We start from the raw sequence: 15,721 nt of genomic DNA, 5'->3' as shown, positions 1-15,721 counted from the left end.
GCGACCCGCAAGCGATCGCTACCGCTGATCTTTTCGAGCGACCCGCAAGCGATCGCTACCGCTAGGCCACCAGATCCGCATATTCGCGGTGGTCGGCGATGTACTTCTCGACATACCAGCAGGTCGGGATGATGCCGAAGCCCTCGGCGCGGGAGTCGTTCAGCGCGTATTCGACCACCTGGGCGGCCACGCCACGGCCACGGAACTCCGGGAAGGTCATGGTGTGGTGGAAGTCGCGGATCTTCTGATCGTCACGTTCGGCGTAGTCGGCGTATCCGGCGAGGGTGTCGTCGAGATAGATCTCGAATCGGGTATCGGCGACATTGTGCTCGAGCCTGGTGGTCATGTTCGGATCAAACTCCTTCGCGGCCGGGAATGTTCCTAGAGGATCGCGCCTGGGTTGAGGATGCCATGCGGGTCGAGCGAATCCTTGATGCGGCGAGTGAGCGCCATCACATCGGGGCCGAGCTGATCGGGCAGCCACGCCTTCTTCAATCGGCCGACCCCGTGTTCGCCGGTAATGGTGCCGCCGAGTTCGATGGCCAGATCCATGATCTCGCCGAAGGCACGGTGTGCGCGCTCGGTCATCGCCGCATCGGCCGGGTCGTGCACGATGAGCGGGTGGGTATTGCCGTCCCCGGCATGTGCGATCACCGAGACCAGCACCTCATTGCGGGCGCCGATGGCCGCGATCCCATTGACCAGATCGGCGAGCCGCGGCAGCGGCACACCGATATCCTCGAGCAGCAGCGTCCCGATCTTCTCCACCGCCGGGATGGCGAAACGCCGTGCGGCGGTGAAGGCCTCGCCCTCCTCCGGATCCTCGGTATGGAAAACCTCGGTGGCACCGGCCTTTTCGCAGATGCCGACCATGACTTCGGCTTCATGCCCGGCGAATTCTCCGGGCGCGTCCGAGCGCGCGACCAGCAGCGCCGCCGCCTCGCGATCCAGACCCATCCGCATTTCGTCCTCGACCGCGTTGATCGCGACCGCGTCCATGAATTCGAGCATGGCGGGGCGCAGCGTTCCGGTGATGCCGAGGATGGCCTCGGTGGCGGCGCTCAGCGTCGCGAAGCTCGCGACCACGGTGGATTGCGGTGGTTGCGCGGGCAGCAGCCGCAGGGTGAGTTCGGTGATGATCCCGAGCGTGCCCTCGCTGCCGACGAACAGCTTGGTCAGCGACAGGCCCGCCGAATCCTTCAGGCGCGGTCCGCCGAGCCGCACCACCGTGCCATCGGCCAGCACCACCTCCATGCCGAGCACGTAATCGGTTGTGACGCCGTACTTCACACAGCACAGGCCGCCCGCATTGGTGGCGGCATTGCCGCCGATCGAGCAGATCTCGAATGACGACGGGTCCGGCGGGTACCACAGACCGTATTCGGCTACCGCGCGCTTGACCTCCGCGTTGAGCAGGCCCGGCTGCACCACCGCAATGCGGGTGACCGGATCGACCGTGATCGCGCGCATGCGTTCGGTGCTGAGCACGATGCCGCCGTCCACGGCCGTCGCACCGCCGGACAGTCCGGATCCGGCCCCGCGCGGCACCACCGCGACCCGGTGCTCGTGCGCCCAGCGCAATGTTGCCGCGACGTCATCGGTGCCGGTCGCACGGACCACCGCCAGCGGCGTGCCCGCATCGGGGTCGCGTGCCCAGTCCTGCCGATAGCCTGCCAACAGGTCGGGGTCGGTGAGCACCGCACCGTCGGGCAGGCGGGAGATCAGGTCATGCAGGTCCACACAACTCACGCTATACGGCGGGAAGGCCGCAGTGGACGGTCGACCCTAACAGTCGCGGCGCCGGTTCTCCCTGGAGGTTTGCTACAACGCGGAGACCGGCGGGATGTGGGCCGGTCCAGTGGTGCCGGGCCGGTTCGACGGTAAGAATTTCGGGCAAAGGCATCCGCGGTATCGGATGGGATGCCCGAATCCAAGGTGCGCAGCGACACCGAGGGAGGTTTCATGCAGGTCGAGTCGCCGGACTACCGCGAACTGGTCGCCGCCGTGTTCTCCTACGAATTCGTCGACGGTGACATCGATACCGATGCGCTGCACCGCATCCACGCGGGCGACGTCAGCGAATGGATCACCGCATTGGATCGTTCCGGCATGTTCGGCAAGACCGCCATCGCCACCCTGTCCGACCGGTGGCAGCGCGACCCCCGCAGGCTCTTGGACGCCCTCCTGGAGGAGGTCGACGACGTCACCCGCCGCCGCTGGCTGGTCGCCTGGTCCGATATGGATCGTCGCTCACCGCTTACCCAAATCGGCTGATCGAGGTCGGGTGAGCGCCGCGGCGGCAGCGTCGAGAAGCCGCCGCCTGATCTTGTTGCAGCGGGCGCGGTTCGCCCGGTGATCACTTGGTGGACACCTGTCGCTGGCATGCTGGCGGCGTGACGAGCACTGAGGCCATGGTGGCCGGCTTCTCCCGGTGGTGTGCGGCGGTGGTCGCACGGTTGCCGTGGGGGCTGAATCGGCTTGTCGCGCCGACCTTTCTCGGCTTCGCGCTGATCAATGGCTTCACCTTCGGCGTCGATTTGGCGCTGCTCACGGCGCTGCACGGCTGGCTGGGGCTGCCGGTGTGGCTCGCGGTGACGGTCGCCTACGTCTGCGCGTTCGGGCTCAGCTTCGTGCTCAACCGCACCTTCAACTTCCACTCGCACGCACCCGTCGGCAGACAGGCCGCGGTCTACGTGCTGGTGGTCATCGTCAACTACCTCGCCTTCATCCTCGGCGTCGGCAGCGGTCTGACCGCGCTCGGCCTGGAGTATCACCTCTCGCGCCTGCTCGCGGGGGCGTGCGAGGCCGTCTACATGTACAGCGCGATGCGCTGGCTGGTGTTCCGCGGCCGCGAGGCGGTGCACCCGGAACCCGAACTCGCACCTGACGCGCCGTGAGGTCCCAGTGTCGGCGGTGTACCGATCACCGCAGCACCTCGGTTCGGTCGCCGTCCACCACGACGACGTCATTATCGGTGAGCGCCCAGTGCGCGACGCCGTCGGCGCGATAGCGGGCGGCAAGTAGCACGGACGCACCATCCGGGTCGGTCGGAGAGTCCAGATGCGGCACGATGCGGTGGTCGACCAAACCCAGTCCGTCCCACTGTGGTTCGACACCGCAGGCGGGTGCGACCTCGGCGGGATCATCGGTGGATTCCAGGCCGTGCAGATCCGGCGTCAGCAGACAGGCGCCGGCGCTGTATCCGGCGTACACCAGCGCATCGGTGGCGAGCAGCTTCGGCAGTACGACATCGGCTCCGCTGCGGGCGAATTGGGCGCGCAGTACGAAGGTATTGCCGCCGCGCACCCACACCAGTGGGTAGTCGGCCAGGGCCAGCTCCAAATCGCTTGCGCGCCCGATGAAATCGCGCAGGTCGAGCACATCGGGGGAGTAGCCGAGCCGACGCAGCGGGGTCACATCGCTGGTGACCGCGCTCGCCCAAGCCGCGGGCCAGGCGTCACATGCGTTGGGGATCACCGCGACTCGGCCCGGCTCGCCGACGAGTGCGGCGAGCCGGTCGTAGTGCGCACCGAATCGGTAGCTGGACAGGAACAGTCGCACCGAGGCTCAGATGGTGAAGGCCAGATTGCGGATCAAGCGGTTGCCGAGTTCCTGGTCACCGGAGACGGTGAACTCACCCGCGTGCGCATCCGCCTCGGCGCGTCCGCCACGCAGTCGGGCGAACAGGCCGGAGTCCATGCCGACCACCACGGTGGCGGGCGCGTCCAGGGCTTCCACGATATTGGCCCGGCCGTCCACCGCGACGTGCAGAGTCTTCGACAGCGGGCCGGTCAGCTCGAAGGTGATCCGGGAGCCATCCGGCGCCTGCGCACCCTTGGCCACCGCCCGGCCGATGCTGTTGGTGAGTTCGATGAAGGCCAGCTCGGCGCGCAGTCCGCCCTCGTCGACGGAAACGCCGAGTCCATCGGCGATATCGAGTTCGTGCATCCAACAGTCGAACAGCCGAACCAGCATGAACCGGCTGTAGCTGACCTTGCCGATCGGCGATACGGTCTCGGCTTCCCATTCGGTATCACCCATACCGGCCAGCGCCGCGCGCCTGCGTTCGGTGACATCGGTATACAGCGCCAGCAGCCGCCTACCCGACAGCGGCCGCAGCCGGTCGACCCAGATCTCGTTGAGCACACCGGTTTCATTGCGCACATGCGGCAGCGTGGTGACATCGGTCTTGGGCCGAATCGGATCATGTGCGGGCGGGCGCTCGCCGAGCAGCCACGATTCGGTGCCGACGACATGGGCGACCACATCGAACAGCGACCACCCCGGCAGCGGAGACGGTGTGCGCCAACGCTCTTCGTCCAGATCGGCGACCAGGGCCGCGATCGCATCCCATTGCTCCGACAGCAGGTTGCTCAGCTCGGCCCGGTGCAGCGCGGGGGCGGTCATCCGTGTTGTCCTTCCTCATCTTGTTGACCAGCCCAGCGTCGTCTTTGCTCGGCGGTTGTCTCGTTATCGTTGTCCAACGCCGATATTCCGGCCTGGATGGCCGCCGCGGTGGACCGTGGATCATGCGGACGTCGCAGCAGCAGTCCGGCGGCGAAGCTCAGTTTGTCGCCGTGTCGGCGCGGGATCACGTGCAGGTGGACATGCGGGACGGTCTGGAAGGCGGCTTTGCCGTCGTTGAGTACCAGATTCGCGCCGTCGGCGGCCAGGCCGCTGCGCCGGATCGCCAGCGCGAGCCGGTGTCCGGCGCGGAAGATATGGGCACCCAATTCGGCGTCCAGATCTGCCAGTTCGGTGGCGTGCCGTCTCGGGATGATCAGCGTGTGGCCGCGCGCGATGGGGCGAATGTCCAGGAAGGCGCACAGCGTGTCGTCCTCGTAGACCTTGGTCGCCGGGGCCTCGCCCGCCGCGATGCGGCAGAACACGCAGTCGTTCACATGGCCGACCATACGACGTACGACTCATTGGCGACAGACTCGGGCATGATGCACATCACGCCACTCGAGTTTTGTGTCGCACTGATCAGGATTCGAACCCGAAGGTTAGTAAGGGACCGCTACGTTCGCTCTTGTGGCCGTTACCTGCGACGACAACTATCGAAACCGATAAAGCCCTGATCAACCGCGTGCGCCGGAGGTACTCGCCATGTCCGTCCCGATGTCGCGAATCCGACATACCGGCGGATTCCGGCCGCAACTTGTGACCGTCATCTCAGCTACGCTCACCGCGAGCCGGGTACAGTTGCGAGGATTTGGACGAACTTACTCTCCAGTAACATCGTCCGGCCGTCGACCGGTTGCTTGAAGCTCAGCCAGAGAAGGAAGTCTGACAAGTGGAGACAACGCAGAGCGTAGGCGACCAGTCGCCGCGCGGAGCGCGTGTCGGAGTCGTTCGCGAGTCAAACGCGGGCGAGCGGCGTGTCGCATTGGTGCCGAAGATCATCCCGACCCTGCTGAAGCAGGGCGTGGAAGTGGTGGTCGAAGCGGGTGCCGGACTCGGCGCGCTCATTCCGGACGCGGCCTATGAAGAGGTGGGCGCCACCATCGGTGATCCGTGGTCGGCCGACGTGGTCGTGAAGGTGGCTCCGCCCAGCGACGCCGAGGTGGCGAAGCTGACCAGCGGGCAGACCCTGATCGGCTTCCTCGCCCCCCGCAATGCCGACAACCAGATTCCCGCATTGAAATCGGCCGGGGTGCAAGCCTTCGCTGTCGAGGCGATTCCGCGGATTTCGCGTGCCCAGGTGATGGACGCGCTGTCCTCACAGGCCAATGTCGCCGGGTACAAGGCTGTGCTGCTGGCCGCATCGGAATCGACCCGCTTCTTCCCGATGCTGACCACCGCGGCGGGCACGGTGAAGCCCGCGACCGTGCTGGTGCTCGGTGTCGGCGTCGCCGGTCTGCAGGCCCTGGCCACGGCCAAGCGGCTCGGCGGCCGGACCACCGGCTACGACGTGCGCCCCGAGGTCGCCGATCAGGTGCGGTCGGTAGGTGCGCAGTGGCTGGATCTGGGCATCGACGCCGCCGGTGAGGGCGGGTATGCCCGAGAGCTCACCGATGACGAAAAGGCCGCCCAGCAGCAGGCGCTAGAGGATGCGATCAAGGGCTTCGACGTGGTGATCACCACCGCGCTGGTGCCGGGACGCCCCGCGCCGCGCCTGGTCACCGCCGCGGCGGTGCAGGGGATGAAGCCCGGCAGCGTGATCGTGGATCTGGCCGGTGAGACCGGCGGCAACTGCGAGCTCACCGAACCCGGTCAGACCGTGGTCAAGCACGAGGTGACCATCGCCTCGCCGCTGAACCTGCCCGCCACCATGCCCGAGCACGCCAGCGAGCTGTACTCGAAAAATATTGCGGCACTGCTGGAACTGATGTTGGTCGACGGGAAGATCGCGCCCGACTTCGGTGACCAAGTGCTCGCGGACTCCTGCGTTACCCGTGAGGTGGATGCCTGATGTACACCGAACTGCTTGCCAATATCGCGATCCTGGTGCTGTCCGGGTTCGTCGGCTTCGCCGTCATCTCCAAAGTCCCCAATACCCTGCACACGCCGTTGATGTCGGGTACGAACGCCATTCACGGCATCGTCGTGCTCGGCGCTCTGGTGACGTTGGGCAATGTCGAGGATCCCTCGATCCTGACCCAGATCATCCTGTTCGTCGCCGTCGTATTCGGAACCCTGAACGTCATCGGTGGTTTCGTGGTTACCGACCGGATGCTCGGCATGTTCAAGGGCAAGAAGGCCGCAGCTGTGAAGGTCGCCGCAGCGGAGCGGTCAGAGGGAGCAGCGTGATGCATACCTTCGACAATGTGACCTACCTGGTCAACGGTCTCTACATCATCGCCTTCGGCATGTTCATCTACGGTCTGATGGGCCTGACCGGCCCGAAGACCGCCGTGCGCGGCAATCTGATCGCCGCCGCGGGCATGGTCATCGCCGTGGTGGCCACCCTGATCTCGATCCGCCACACCTCGAACTGGATTCTGATCGTCGCCGGTCTGGTCGTCGGTGTCGTGCTGGGCGTGCCGCCCGCAAAATACACCAAGATGACCGCGATGCCGCAGTTGGTGGCCGCGTTCAATGGTGTCGGTGGTGGCACCGTCGCGCTGATCGCGTGGTCGGAATTCCTCAACAGTCAAGGCTTTTCGCACTTCGACGAGGAACCGACGGTCCATATCGTGATCGGGTCGCTGTTCGCGGCGATCATCGGTTCGGTGTCGTTCTGGGGATCGCTGATCGCGTTCGGCAAGCTGCAGGAAATCCTCCCCGGGCGTCCGATCGGTCTCGGCAAGCTCCAGCAGCCGCTGAACCTGCTGCTGCTGCTCGGCGCGATCGCCGCCGCGGTGGTGATCGGTATCGGCGCAACCAAAGACGGTGTGCCGCAGTACTGGATGATCGCGGTGCTCGTGCTCGCCGGTGTGCTCGGCCTGATGGTCGTGCTGCCGATCGGTGGCGCGGATATGCCGGTCGTCATCTCCCTGCTCAACGCCCTCACCGGATTGAGTGCCGCCGCAGCGGGTCTGGCGCTGAACAACACCGCCATGATCGTCGCGGGCATGATCGTCGGCGCGTCCGGCACCATCCTCACCAACCTGATGGCCAAGGCCATGAACCGCTCCATCCCCGCCATCGTCGCCGGTGGCTTCGGTGGTGGCGGCACCGCACCCGGCGCCGGTAGTGGCGAGCAGAAGCAGGCCAAGGCCACCTCCGCCGCGGACGCCGCGATCCAGATGGCCTACGCCAACCAGGTCATCGTGGTCCCCGGCTACGGTATGGCCGTGGCCCAGGCCCAGCATGCGGTCAAGGAAATGGCCTCGCTGTTGGAGGCCAAGGGTGTCGAGGTCAAATACGCCATTCACCCGGTCGCCGGTCGTATGCCCGGCCACATGAACGTGCTGCTGGCCGAGGCCGAGGTCTCCTATGACGCGCTCAAGGAAATGGACGACATCAACGGCGAATTCTCCCGCACCGATGTGGCATTGGTGATCGGCGCCAACGACGTCACCAACCCCGCCGCCCGCGAGGACTCCTCCAGCCCCATCTACGGCATGCCGGTACTCAACGTCGACCAGGCCAAGAGCGTGATCGTGCTGAAGCGGTCGATGAACTCCGGCTTCGCCGGAATCGACAACCCGCTGTTCTACGCCGACCACACCTCCATGCTCTTCGGTGACGCGAAGAAGTCGGTCGGTGCGGTCACCGAGGAACTGAAGGCGCTGTAACTCCCTGCCGCGCGGCAACGTTCAAAGCGACGGCCCTCTGTTCGATACGAACAGGGGGCCGTTGCGCTGAACGCCCTCAGCGCTCAGCGCACCGCGCAGTGCCGAGCCGGTTGATCCACTGCGGCATCGTCACAGCGGGAAGCCCTTATCGCAAATGCCGTTCGCGCGCCTCGACCGCATCCTTGGCCTCCTTCAGGCCGCTGCCCGGATTGAGGTCGCGATAGAGCTTGATGGCCTGGATCTTCTTGCCCTGCCGAATGAGTTCGTCGATTTCTCCGGAGGCCGACGCCGGGACGAGATCAGGGAGACCGAGGTGCTTCATGATCATGTCGAGCTTGCGCTCGAGGTGATTGATCCTGCGCTCGAGCCTGTTGTTGTCGAACATCCCTCGAACTTACCGATATCGCTGGGGCGCGGCGCTCTTCGCACGGATGTCGCCCGCGCGGGCCCGACTCCCATCGCCTAGCTGTTGCGGGTCAGGACGTTGTTGACGTTTCTCCGTGTCCGGTGGTCGGCTTCGTTGGTCGAAGGTCGATGCACGACGCGTCCGCAAGGAGGACAATGTGGCGTTGGTCTAGCGCGAGGAGGGTCTTCCTCCCGCGCAAGTCAGGCGCTAGGCATCTCTGGCCAGTCTGTCCGAGACGTGCCGGGTGAAGGCTCGGCCGATTGACGATGGCGGTTGATCGCCGGCCCACAGAATTGACAGGCGTGTTCGGATTGCGACTGGACCGATCGGATGGGCACGTACGCCTGGCGTTCGGGCGACCGGCTCTGGGAGGATCGCGATGCCCAGACCTGCGCGTGCGAGGTTGCGCAAGGTGGCTGGGGTGTTTGCTTCGAACCTAATATCGAGGGCGATGCCTTCCTGGTGGCAGGCGTGATCTAGCGCGGCGCGAGTGCCGGTCCCGATCGGCAAGGTTGCGACCGGTCGGTCGACAAGGTCATGAAGGGTGAGCATCCGGCAGGATGGCCACTGACCGTACGAGGGCGCGGCAATGGCAACAAGTGGTTCGTTTGCGATGAGGATTCCATCCAGTCTGTCTACCGATTCATGGCACGACGCCACCACCGCTGCGTCGAGCCTGTTGGTCAGCAACAGTTCTGTCAGGCGCTCACTGCGATCCTCGACAAGGGATAGTTCGATAGCTGGATGTCGCTCATGGAAGGATGCGACGAGGCCTATCAGATCGAAGTCGACCGATGCGACCGAGCCTAGTCGGAGTCGGCCGCGCAACAGGCCGTTGACCTCGTCGGCCATTGACTGCATCTTGCTCGTCGCCGCCACGGCCAGGCGTGCGTCGCCGAGGACCAACTGGCCGAAGTCAGTGAGGGTCACCCGTCTTCCAGTCCGGTCGAAGAGGCGTTGCCCCAGCTCGTGCTCCAGTCGGCTGATGTGCAAGCTGACTGCCGGCTGGGTCAGATGCTGAGCAGCCGCGGCACGCGTGAACCCCTCCTCATCGACCACCGCGAGAAACGAACGGAGTTGCGCCAATTCCATAACACACTGTTATCACAGGGATTTGAAAGATCACTTGGACTGATCACGGCCCGGCTGTGAGAGTAGTGCGCGGCGAAGACACGCGGCCGATGCCGCTGAGACGCCTGCCCACGACATCGCGATATGGCGGTCTTGGCCGACATTGGCTGCCTACGCGGACCGCGGAGGGCTTAGCTCCAAACGATCAATCAAGGAGTCTCCGAATGGGATCCAAGCTCAACCCCTGCATAGTGTTCGACGGGAACGCCCGGGAAGCGCTTCAGTTCTACCAAAGTGTCCTCGGAGGTGAACTCCACATCGGCACGGTAGCGGACTTCGGATCCCCAGACACGCCCGACGCAGACAACGTTATGCACGCGGTGCTGTCGTCGCCTACCGGATACACAATCATGGGCTGGGATGCTCCGGAGCGCGTGGAATACCGGCCAGGAACGAACGTAGCGATCTTCATCGGTGGCGACGATTCCCAGATCCGCGACTACTTCGAGAAGCTGTCTGCCGATGGCACGGTGACACTGCCGTTGGAGAAGCAGTCCTGGGGCGACGAAGCGGGATCGCTGATCGACAAGTTCGGTATCAGCTGGATGTTCGACATCACCCGGCCCCGATCCTGACCCAACGTCGACCGGTCTTCGACCCCACATTCTCAGCCGACCGCAACCAACCCTGATGTCGTCCAGCGAATCGAAGCGATGCGACGGGACCAGAAGTGGCCCGCCTCGCGAATAGCATTCGAACTCAACGAAACCGGCGCCGCCATAAGCCGTCGTACCGTCACCAGGGTCCTCGCCCAACTCGGCCTCAACCGGCGACGGCTCATCGATCCCGACGGTGACTCGAACCGCACACCTCTGGTGATTGTCGCCAAGCGGCTCGGGCACATGGTGCACGTCGATGTGAAGAAGGTCGGGCGCATCCCCGACGCGGCGGGGCGCGCCCACGGCTGCGACTCCAGCCAAGCCCGTGCCGCCGCACGATCGAAGACCAAAGCGAAGACGGGCGACGTCACCACAGCCAGTAAGCGTGGATAGGTGTACATGCACTCCGCAGTCGACGGCCACACCCGGATGGCGTACCTAGCCGCTATTTCCGCCGAGGGCCGACCACACCGGCGTAGCGGCAGCACAGTAGGACGGCGATGAGGGGGACGACCATGGCGATGGTGAGGGGGACGATGGCAGTGATCCAGCCGATGATGGAGGGGCCGGCGAGCAGGCCGAAGTAGCCGAGGCTGAAGACGCGCGACATATCGGTCGCCGCCGTGCTGGAGCCGAGATTGCCTGCGGCGGTGAAGATTTGCGGTATGCCGCCGGAGAGGCCGAGACCGCATATGGCCCAGCCGAGCAGCGTCAGCGGTACCCATCCGGATGTCATGATCAGCACCAGCCCGCAGGCGGCGATCAAGGTGCCGTAGCGGACCACGGCGACCCGGCCGAAGGCTCCGGCCACCCGGTCGGTGGCGAGGCGGCCCGCGGTCATGGTGCCGGAGAAAGCGCCGAATGCCAGTGCGGCGGTGGCGTCGTCGACGTCGAGGTGGTCGCGGACCTGCAGTGCGCTCCAGTCGGCGGCCACGCCCTCGGTCAGCAAGAGCGCGAATGCGATCGCGGCCAGCGCCAGGACTCTTCGGGAGCGGCCCGCCGAGTCGGCGGCCCCGGCAGCCTCCGATGCGGTTGTGTGGGTGGGCGTTTCGGATCCGTCGCCCGCGTCCTGCGCAACGCGGTCCTGTCGATGGTCCGGCGGAATGTGGCTCTGCGCGTGCGTGCCGATGTTCGGCGGATCTGGGCTGAGCGGGTCCGGATTCGGTTCGTCCACAACCGATCCGGTATCGCCGAGCAGTCGCGGCACAAGTGCGGCGAGCACCAGCAACCCGCTCACCGCCGCGAGCGATAACGTCGAGCGCACATCCCATCCCGCGCGCTGGGCAGCCGCGCCCAACAGCGAGCCGAGTAAGCCGCCACCGGAGAACAATGCGTGGAATGCCGACATGATCGGCCGCTGATACGCCCGCTCGACATGTACCGCCTGGGTATTCATCGAGACGTCGAGCGCGCCGTTGCCGAAGCCGAAGCAGGCCAGTGCGATCGCCAGGGTGACCGGCCCGGTCGCGAGTCCGGGTCCGAGCACCGACACCGCCGTGATCGCCGCGGCGGCTCCGACCATGGTCCGGCTGCCGAAACGGTCCGCCAGCGGCCCCGCGATGCGCATACCGACAATGCCAGCACCGGCCAGCATCAGAATGAACATGCCGAGGGTGGAGTGCGCGATACCGGTGCGGTCGGTGATGGCCGGGATGTGCACCACCCACATGGCCAACAGGAAGCCGTTCAGTGCGAACACCACGAACACTGCGGCGCGCGCTATCCGGGTCTGCGGATCGATCGTCGTGATGGCCACCGATTCGACGGTACCGATTGATCAGCCCGCGCGGTTCGCGATCGGTACCTCGAGCCGGGCGTTATCCGTGGGCGCGTCCTGGCATGCGACCTCCTGGTCGCGGTTGATTCGGGAACCGCGCGGGGAGTCGGTCCGGGACATCATCGGCTCGGTGACCGGCTCCGCGGATCTCGCCGTTGAGATCGGCGTCCGCGCGGTGGTCTCTGTAGCGTTCCAACTATTTTACGAGCCCTGAATGTTCCAGATTCCTGTGGCTGCCGTCACATCGGCGAAATCCCGGAAATCTTTCGGTTCCCGCCCCAGCGCCCGCCGTACGCCATCCTCGGTTTTGGAATTTCTACCGTCCAATACGGTGCCGAACAGGTAGTCGAGCAGGCTGACCACATCGGCGGGGACCTGGTATTCGGTCAGCGCCGCGACGAAATCGGTGCGCGAGATCGGGATGAACTCGATCGTGCGTCCGGTCGCCGCGGCGATCTCGGCGACCGCCTCGGCGAAGGTCAGCGACCTGGGTCCGGTCAGTTCGTAGAGTTCGCCGCCGTGCCCGTCCTCGGTCAGCGCGGCGACGGCGACATCGGCGATATCGTCGGCGTGTACGAACGGTTCCGGTACATCACCATTGGGCAGCGCCACCGCACCGGCGAGGATGTACTCCAAGAAGGCGCCCTCGCTGAAATTCTGGGCGAAGAAACTGCAGCGCACGATGGTCCAGTCCAATCCCGAGCCCTGCACTATCCGCTCGCACTGCTCGGCCTCCGGCTCGCCGCGGCCGGAGAGCAGGACGAGCTTGCGCACGTCGTTGGCCTTCGCCGCGTTGACGAATGCGCGGATGGTCTCGGGCGCGCCGGGCACCGCCAGATCCGGCTGGAATGCGATATATACCGCGTCGACACCGAACAGCGCCGGTGTCCAGGTGCCGCGATCGGCCCAGTCGAACGGGATCTCGGCCGTGCGCGATCCGATTCGGACCGCGTGACCGGCCGCGCGCAGCCGGGCGGCGACGCGGCCACCGGTCTTGCCCGTGCCGCCGGTGACGAGGATGGGACGCTGGTGAGAGCTGCTGTTTGTCATGGTTTCAGTACATCGGCGCTGGCCGCGGCGAGACATAGTTCAGCGGCTCGTGATCATGCGTCAGCGTCTACTGTTGATGTGTGGATGCGCTAGCCAGTCTGCTCGAAGGTCCACGCGCCCGAGGCGCGTTCGTCATGTGTTCACTGCTCGATCCGCCGTGGTCGCTGCGCATCCAGGATCGGGCGCCGCTGACGGTGGTCTCGATGATCCGTGGCACGGCCTGGATCATGACCGATGCGGCTGGTAGTAAGCCGCGGGAGCTGAGCGCGGGCGATATCGCGATCTTCCGCGGTCCCGATCCCTATACGGTCGCCGACGATCCGGCCACCGAACCGCAGATATTCATCGACCCCGGCAATATCACCAAGACGGCCGACGGTGAAATCCTCTGCGAGACACTGAGTCTCGGTGTGCGTCAGTGGGGGACCGACGCGGACGGCGCCACGGTGATGGTGACCGGCACCTATGAGTCCGCGGGCGCGGCCAGTCAGCGGCTGCTGCGTGCCCTGCCGCCGGTAATCGTGCTGCAGCGCGGCGATTTCGACACCCGGCTGCTCGACATCCTGGTCGACGAGGCCACCAAGGACGAGCCCGCACAGGGCGTCGTGCTGGACCGGCTGCTCGATATGGTGCTGATCGCGGCCCTGCGCGCCTGGTTCGCCCGCAATGACGCGCCCGCCTGGTATCACGCCTATAGCGATCCGCTGGTCGGCAAGGCGCTGCGGCTGCTACAGCACAATCCGGCCCACGGTTGGACGGTCGCCAGCCTGGCCGATGCGGTCGGTGTCTCGCGGGCCGCGCTGGCCCGCCGCTTCACCGATCTGGTCGGTGAGCCGCCCATGTCGTTCCTCACCGAATGGCGCCTGGCCCTGGCCGCCGACCTGCTGCAGGAATCCGACGCCACCATCGAATCCATTGCCCGCCAAGTCGGTTACGGCAGCGCGTTCGCCCTGAGTACGGCGTTCAAACGGCACTTCGGCGTGAGTCCGCGCGACCACCGGCAGGGCACCACCCCGGCTGAGCTATCGTCGGCCGGGTGACGCAGCAGTATCCAGTCCTCTGGCCGGTGCCGACCCGCTGGGCCGATAACGACCACTACGGCCACGTCAACAATGTGACGTACTACTCGTACTTCGACACCGCGGTCAATGCCTGGCTGATGCACGCCACCGGCACCGATATCCGCGAACTGCCCGCCCTCGGCGTGGTCGCCCAGACCTCCTGCCAGTACCACGGCTCGCTCAGCTTCCCGGACCAGCTCAGGGTCGGCCTGCGCGTCTCCCGCCTCGGCCGCTCCAGCATCACCTACGACCTCGCCATCTTCCGCGAAGACGGCGACGCCCTCGAACTCGCCGCCACCGGCACCTTCGTCCACGTCTACGTGGACAACGAAACCCGCAAGCCAGTAGAGATCCCCGAAATAATCCGCACCGCCGCCACCACCCTCCTCACCGACTGACCCGAGCCGGACGATGCGGCGGCCGAAGACCTTGTGGGACACTACTTCCATGGCTGATCAGCGAGTATTGACGGCTGCGGTGCACCAGGAAGAGGACTGGTATGTCGCGCAGTGCCTCGAGGTCGATGTCGCCAGTCAGGGCCAGACGATCGAGGAGGCTCTGAACAATCTGCGTGAAGCGGTCGCGCTCTACCTCGCCGAGGCGCCGGAACCCCAGCTAACCGCCACACCATTGGTGACTTCATTCCAGATTCCCGGCACCGCGGCGTGAGCCCGGCGCTGTCGGACCTTCCGGTGCGGAAGGTCTTGCGAGTCTTGGAATCTGTCGGTTTCGAACACGTGCGAACGGCAGGCAGCCATGCGGTCTATCGTCACGAAGACGGCAGGACTGCGGTGGTGCCGCTGCATGGCACCGTCAAGCGCGGCACACTCGCCTCGATCCTCCGGCAGGCCGGAATGACAGCCACTGAATTCCTCAACCTGTTGTAAGCCGTCAGTTCCCGGCGGGGAGCTCTCCGACCAACTCGAGAGCGTGCCGGTTCATCGGTTGCGAAATTCGGGGCGCAGCGGCGAACGATCAGGCGCCCGCCAGCCGATCCAATAGCGGGGCCGTGCGGGGGCCGACCAATTCCCGCATCACCAATGCCATATTCGTGCGCTCCACACCGGGAATCTTCAATATCTGACCGGCGATCCGATACAGATCGTCGGCATCGGTCGCGACCACCCGCACGGTGAGGTCGGTCAGCCCGGTCATGCCGCACACCTCGGTCACCTCGGGCACTTCGGCGAGTTCGTCGACCACCGAATCCAGTCGGTGCTGATCGGCGACGACCGCGACGAAGGCCGCCAGCGGATAGCCGAGTGCTCGCGGTTGCACCCGGCGCTCGAAGCTCGCGAGCACCCCGCTCGCCTCCCAGCGCGACAGCCGCGCCTGCACGGTATTGCGGGACAAACCGAGCCGGGTGGCCAGCTCGACGCCGGTCGCGCGTGGGTTGGCGACCAGTTCCAGCAATAGCCGCGCGTCGGTGGCGTCCAAGGTCACGTCGGCGGGTTCTCTACTGGTCATACGACGCAGTATGACATCAGTTCGCGGTTCAGAATTGGGCATTCTGC

Annotated in this window: 22 protein-coding genes; 12 read left to right on the top strand and 10 right to left on the bottom strand. The window is 65.6% G+C overall.

What is annotated here, in order from left to right; genetic code table 11:
• Positions 1 to 61: 61 nt before the first annotated feature.
• A complete protein-coding gene (locus ABZW16_RS08440; protein WP_354953594.1) occupies positions 62 to 346 on the bottom strand; it encodes a GNAT family N-acetyltransferase in 285 nt (94 codons plus the stop codon).
• A gap of 35 nt (positions 347 to 381) precedes the next feature.
• Positions 382 to 1,740 (bottom strand): FAD-linked oxidase C-terminal domain-containing protein, encoded by a 1,359-nt coding sequence (locus ABZW16_RS08435; protein ID WP_354953592.1) that lies wholly within the window; start codon positions 1,738 to 1,740, stop codon positions 382 to 384.
• A gap of 222 nt (positions 1,741 to 1,962) precedes the next feature.
• On the opposite strand from ABZW16_RS08435, the gene ABZW16_RS08430 reads away from it, so the two are divergent.
• Positions 1,963 to 2,274: a hypothetical protein gene (locus ABZW16_RS08430; protein ID WP_354953590.1), complete on the top strand. Its 312-nt coding sequence runs from the start codon at positions 1,963 to 1,965 to the stop codon at positions 2,272 to 2,274.
• A gap of 137 nt (positions 2,275 to 2,411) precedes the next feature.
• A complete protein-coding gene (locus tag ABZW16_RS08425) occupies positions 2,412 to 2,897 on the top strand; it encodes a GtrA family protein (RefSeq protein WP_354953608.1) in 486 nt (161 codons plus the stop codon).
• A 25-nt stretch (positions 2,898 to 2,922) separates the two neighbouring features.
• On the opposite strand, the gene ABZW16_RS08420 is transcribed toward ABZW16_RS08425, so the two are convergent.
• From ABZW16_RS08420 to ABZW16_RS08410, 3 genes are read right to left on the bottom strand one after another with little or no spacing between them, the layout of a single operon-like run.
• Positions 2,923 to 3,561 (bottom strand): Type 1 glutamine amidotransferase-like domain-containing protein, encoded by a 639-nt coding sequence (locus ABZW16_RS08420; RefSeq protein ID WP_354953588.1) that lies wholly within the window; start codon positions 3,559 to 3,561, stop codon positions 2,923 to 2,925.
• A gap of 6 nt (positions 3,562 to 3,567) precedes the next feature.
• Complete coding sequence (locus ABZW16_RS08415) at positions 3,568 to 4,407, bottom strand: maleylpyruvate isomerase family mycothiol-dependent enzyme (protein WP_354953586.1); 840 nt, start codon at positions 4,405 to 4,407, stop codon at positions 3,568 to 3,570.
• Entirely contained in the window at positions 4,404 to 4,901 is a 498-nt protein-coding gene (locus ABZW16_RS08410; protein WP_354953584.1) for an HIT family protein, read from the bottom strand. The genes ABZW16_RS08415 and ABZW16_RS08410 overlap by 4 nt, the downstream gene beginning before the upstream one ends.
• Before the next feature lie 395 nt (positions 4,902 to 5,296).
• Here ABZW16_RS08410 and ABZW16_RS08405 point away from each other — a divergent pair, with 395 nt between their 5' ends.
• Genes ABZW16_RS08405 through ABZW16_RS08395 form a run of 3 tightly spaced genes read left to right on the top strand, consistent with a single transcriptional unit; the run spans position 5,297 to position 8,183 of the window.
• Entirely contained in the window at positions 5,297 to 6,415 is a 1,119-nt protein-coding gene (locus tag ABZW16_RS08405) for a Re/Si-specific NAD(P)(+) transhydrogenase subunit alpha (RefSeq protein ID WP_354953582.1), read from the top strand.
• Entirely contained in the window at positions 6,415 to 6,753 is a 339-nt protein-coding gene (locus tag ABZW16_RS08400; protein ID WP_354953580.1) for an NAD(P) transhydrogenase subunit alpha, read from the top strand. The genes ABZW16_RS08405 and ABZW16_RS08400 overlap by 1 nt, the downstream gene beginning before the upstream one ends.
• On the top strand, positions 6,753 to 8,183 hold the full coding sequence (locus ABZW16_RS08395) for an NAD(P)(+) transhydrogenase (Re/Si-specific) subunit beta (protein ID WP_354953578.1): 1,431 nt from the start codon (positions 6,753 to 6,755) through the stop codon (positions 8,181 to 8,183). Before ABZW16_RS08400 ends, ABZW16_RS08395 begins: the two co-directional genes overlap by 1 nt.
• 145 nt (positions 8,184 to 8,328) lie before the next feature.
• On the opposite strand, the gene ABZW16_RS08390 is transcribed toward ABZW16_RS08395, so the two are convergent.
• Together ABZW16_RS08390 and ABZW16_RS08385 are read right to left on the bottom strand one after the other, a co-directional pair.
• Positions 8,329 to 8,568, bottom strand: a complete 240-nt coding sequence (locus ABZW16_RS08390; RefSeq protein WP_354953576.1) for a hypothetical protein — start codon at positions 8,566 to 8,568, stop codon at positions 8,329 to 8,331.
• A 228-nt stretch (positions 8,569 to 8,796) separates the two neighbouring features.
• Positions 8,797 to 9,681, bottom strand: a complete 885-nt coding sequence (locus ABZW16_RS08385; RefSeq protein ID WP_354953574.1) for a LysR family transcriptional regulator — start codon at positions 9,679 to 9,681, stop codon at positions 8,797 to 8,799.
• A gap of 203 nt (positions 9,682 to 9,884) precedes the next feature.
• Here ABZW16_RS08385 and ABZW16_RS08380 point away from each other — a divergent pair, with 203 nt between their 5' ends.
• Complete coding sequence (locus ABZW16_RS08380; protein ID WP_354953572.1) at positions 9,885 to 10,295, top strand: VOC family protein; 411 nt, start codon at positions 9,885 to 9,887, stop codon at positions 10,293 to 10,295.
• Positions 10,296 to 10,373: 78 nt separating this feature from the next.
• On the top strand, positions 10,374 to 10,712 hold the full coding sequence (locus tag ABZW16_RS08375) for a hypothetical protein (protein ID WP_354953570.1): 339 nt from the start codon (positions 10,374 to 10,376) through the stop codon (positions 10,710 to 10,712).
• A gap of 52 nt (positions 10,713 to 10,764) precedes the next feature.
• On the opposite strand, the gene ABZW16_RS08370 is transcribed toward ABZW16_RS08375, so the two are convergent.
• Entirely contained in the window at positions 10,765 to 12,075 is a 1,311-nt protein-coding gene (locus tag ABZW16_RS08370) for an MFS transporter (protein ID WP_354953568.1), read from the bottom strand.
• Between ABZW16_RS08370 and ABZW16_RS08365 the strand changes: the two genes are divergently transcribed.
• Entirely contained in the window at positions 12,068 to 12,310 is a 243-nt protein-coding gene (locus ABZW16_RS08365; RefSeq protein WP_354953566.1) for a hypothetical protein, read from the top strand. The genes ABZW16_RS08370 and ABZW16_RS08365 overlap by 8 nt on opposite strands.
• Here ABZW16_RS08365 and ABZW16_RS08360 read toward each other — a convergent pair.
• A complete protein-coding gene (locus ABZW16_RS08360; protein WP_354953564.1) occupies positions 12,298 to 13,146 on the bottom strand; it encodes an NAD(P)H-binding protein in 849 nt (282 codons plus the stop codon). The genes ABZW16_RS08365 and ABZW16_RS08360 overlap by 13 nt on opposite strands.
• Before the next feature lie 80 nt (positions 13,147 to 13,226).
• Between ABZW16_RS08360 and ABZW16_RS08355 the strand changes: the two genes are divergently transcribed.
• Genes ABZW16_RS08355 through ABZW16_RS08340 form a run of 4 tightly spaced genes read left to right on the top strand, consistent with a single transcriptional unit; the run spans position 13,227 to position 15,094 of the window.
• Positions 13,227 to 14,186: an AraC family transcriptional regulator gene (locus ABZW16_RS08355; RefSeq protein ID WP_354953562.1), complete on the top strand. Its 960-nt coding sequence runs from the start codon at positions 13,227 to 13,229 to the stop codon at positions 14,184 to 14,186.
• Positions 14,183 to 14,605: a thioesterase family protein gene (locus ABZW16_RS08350; RefSeq protein WP_354953560.1), complete on the top strand. Its 423-nt coding sequence runs from the start codon at positions 14,183 to 14,185 to the stop codon at positions 14,603 to 14,605. Before ABZW16_RS08355 ends, ABZW16_RS08350 begins: the two co-directional genes overlap by 4 nt.
• Before the next feature lie 49 nt (positions 14,606 to 14,654).
• On the top strand, positions 14,655 to 14,876 hold the full coding sequence (locus tag ABZW16_RS08345; RefSeq protein WP_327095706.1) for a type II toxin-antitoxin system HicB family antitoxin: 222 nt from the start codon (positions 14,655 to 14,657) through the stop codon (positions 14,874 to 14,876).
• Positions 14,873 to 15,094 carry a type II toxin-antitoxin system HicA family toxin gene (locus ABZW16_RS08340; protein ID WP_354953558.1) on the top strand — a complete coding sequence of 74 codons (222 nt, stop codon included), beginning with the start codon at positions 14,873 to 14,875 and terminating at the stop codon, positions 15,092 to 15,094. Before ABZW16_RS08345 ends, ABZW16_RS08340 begins: the two co-directional genes overlap by 4 nt.
• 88 nt (positions 15,095 to 15,182) lie before the next feature.
• Here ABZW16_RS08340 and ABZW16_RS08335 read toward each other — a convergent pair whose 3' ends face one another.
• Positions 15,183 to 15,674, bottom strand: coding sequence for an Lrp/AsnC family transcriptional regulator (locus ABZW16_RS08335; RefSeq protein WP_354953556.1), 492 nt, complete (start codon positions 15,672 to 15,674; stop codon positions 15,183 to 15,185).
• Positions 15,675 to 15,721: the final 47 nt, after the last annotated feature.

The sequence above is a fragment of the Nocardia sp. NPDC004604 genome (genome assembly GCF_040609795.1).
Classification (GTDB): Bacteria; Actinomycetota; Actinomycetes; order Mycobacteriales; family Mycobacteriaceae; genus Nocardia.
Note: the sequence above shows the minus strand (reverse complement) of the source record. Positions and strands in the feature narration are given on the sequence as shown.

Bases quoted from the DNA above. Each gene is read 5' to 3' on its own strand.
- ABZW16_RS08425 (WP_354953608.1), top strand. From the start codon at position 2,412: ATGGTGGCCGGCTTCTCCCGGTGGTGTGCGGCGGTGGTCGCACGGTTG.
- ABZW16_RS08395 (WP_354953578.1), top strand. From the start codon at position 6,753: ATGCATACCTTCGACAATGTGACCTACCTGGTCAACGGTCTCTACATC.
- ABZW16_RS08385 (WP_354953574.1), bottom strand. From the start codon at position 9,681: ATGGAATTGGCGCAACTCCGTTCGTTTCTCGCGGTGGTCGATGAGGAG.
- ABZW16_RS08440 (WP_354953594.1), bottom strand. From the start codon at position 346: ATGACCACCAGGCTCGAGCACAATGTCGCCGATACCCGATTCGAGATC.
- ABZW16_RS08400 (WP_354953580.1), top strand. From the start codon at position 6,415: ATGTACACCGAACTGCTTGCCAATATCGCGATCCTGGTGCTGTCCGGG.
- ABZW16_RS08380 (WP_354953572.1), top strand. From the start codon at position 9,885: ATGGGATCCAAGCTCAACCCCTGCATAGTGTTCGACGGGAACGCCCGG.
- ABZW16_RS08360 (WP_354953564.1), bottom strand. From the start codon at position 13,146: ATGACAAACAGCAGCTCTCACCAGCGTCCCATCCTCGTCACCGGCGGC.
- ABZW16_RS08365 (WP_354953566.1), top strand. From the start codon at position 12,068: ATGGCCACCGATTCGACGGTACCGATTGATCAGCCCGCGCGGTTCGCG.
- ABZW16_RS08415 (WP_354953586.1), bottom strand. From the start codon at position 4,407: ATGACCGCCCCCGCGCTGCACCGGGCCGAGCTGAGCAACCTGCTGTCG.
- ABZW16_RS08335 (WP_354953556.1), bottom strand. From the start codon at position 15,674: ATGACCAGTAGAGAACCCGCCGACGTGACCTTGGACGCCACCGACGCG.
- ABZW16_RS08390 (WP_354953576.1), bottom strand. From the start codon at position 8,568: ATGTTCGACAACAACAGGCTCGAGCGCAGGATCAATCACCTCGAGCGC.
- ABZW16_RS08430 (WP_354953590.1), top strand. From the start codon at position 1,963: ATGCAGGTCGAGTCGCCGGACTACCGCGAACTGGTCGCCGCCGTGTTC.
- ABZW16_RS08345 (WP_327095706.1), top strand. From the start codon at position 14,655: ATGGCTGATCAGCGAGTATTGACGGCTGCGGTGCACCAGGAAGAGGAC.
- ABZW16_RS08375 (WP_354953570.1), top strand. From the start codon at position 10,374: ATGCGACGGGACCAGAAGTGGCCCGCCTCGCGAATAGCATTCGAACTC.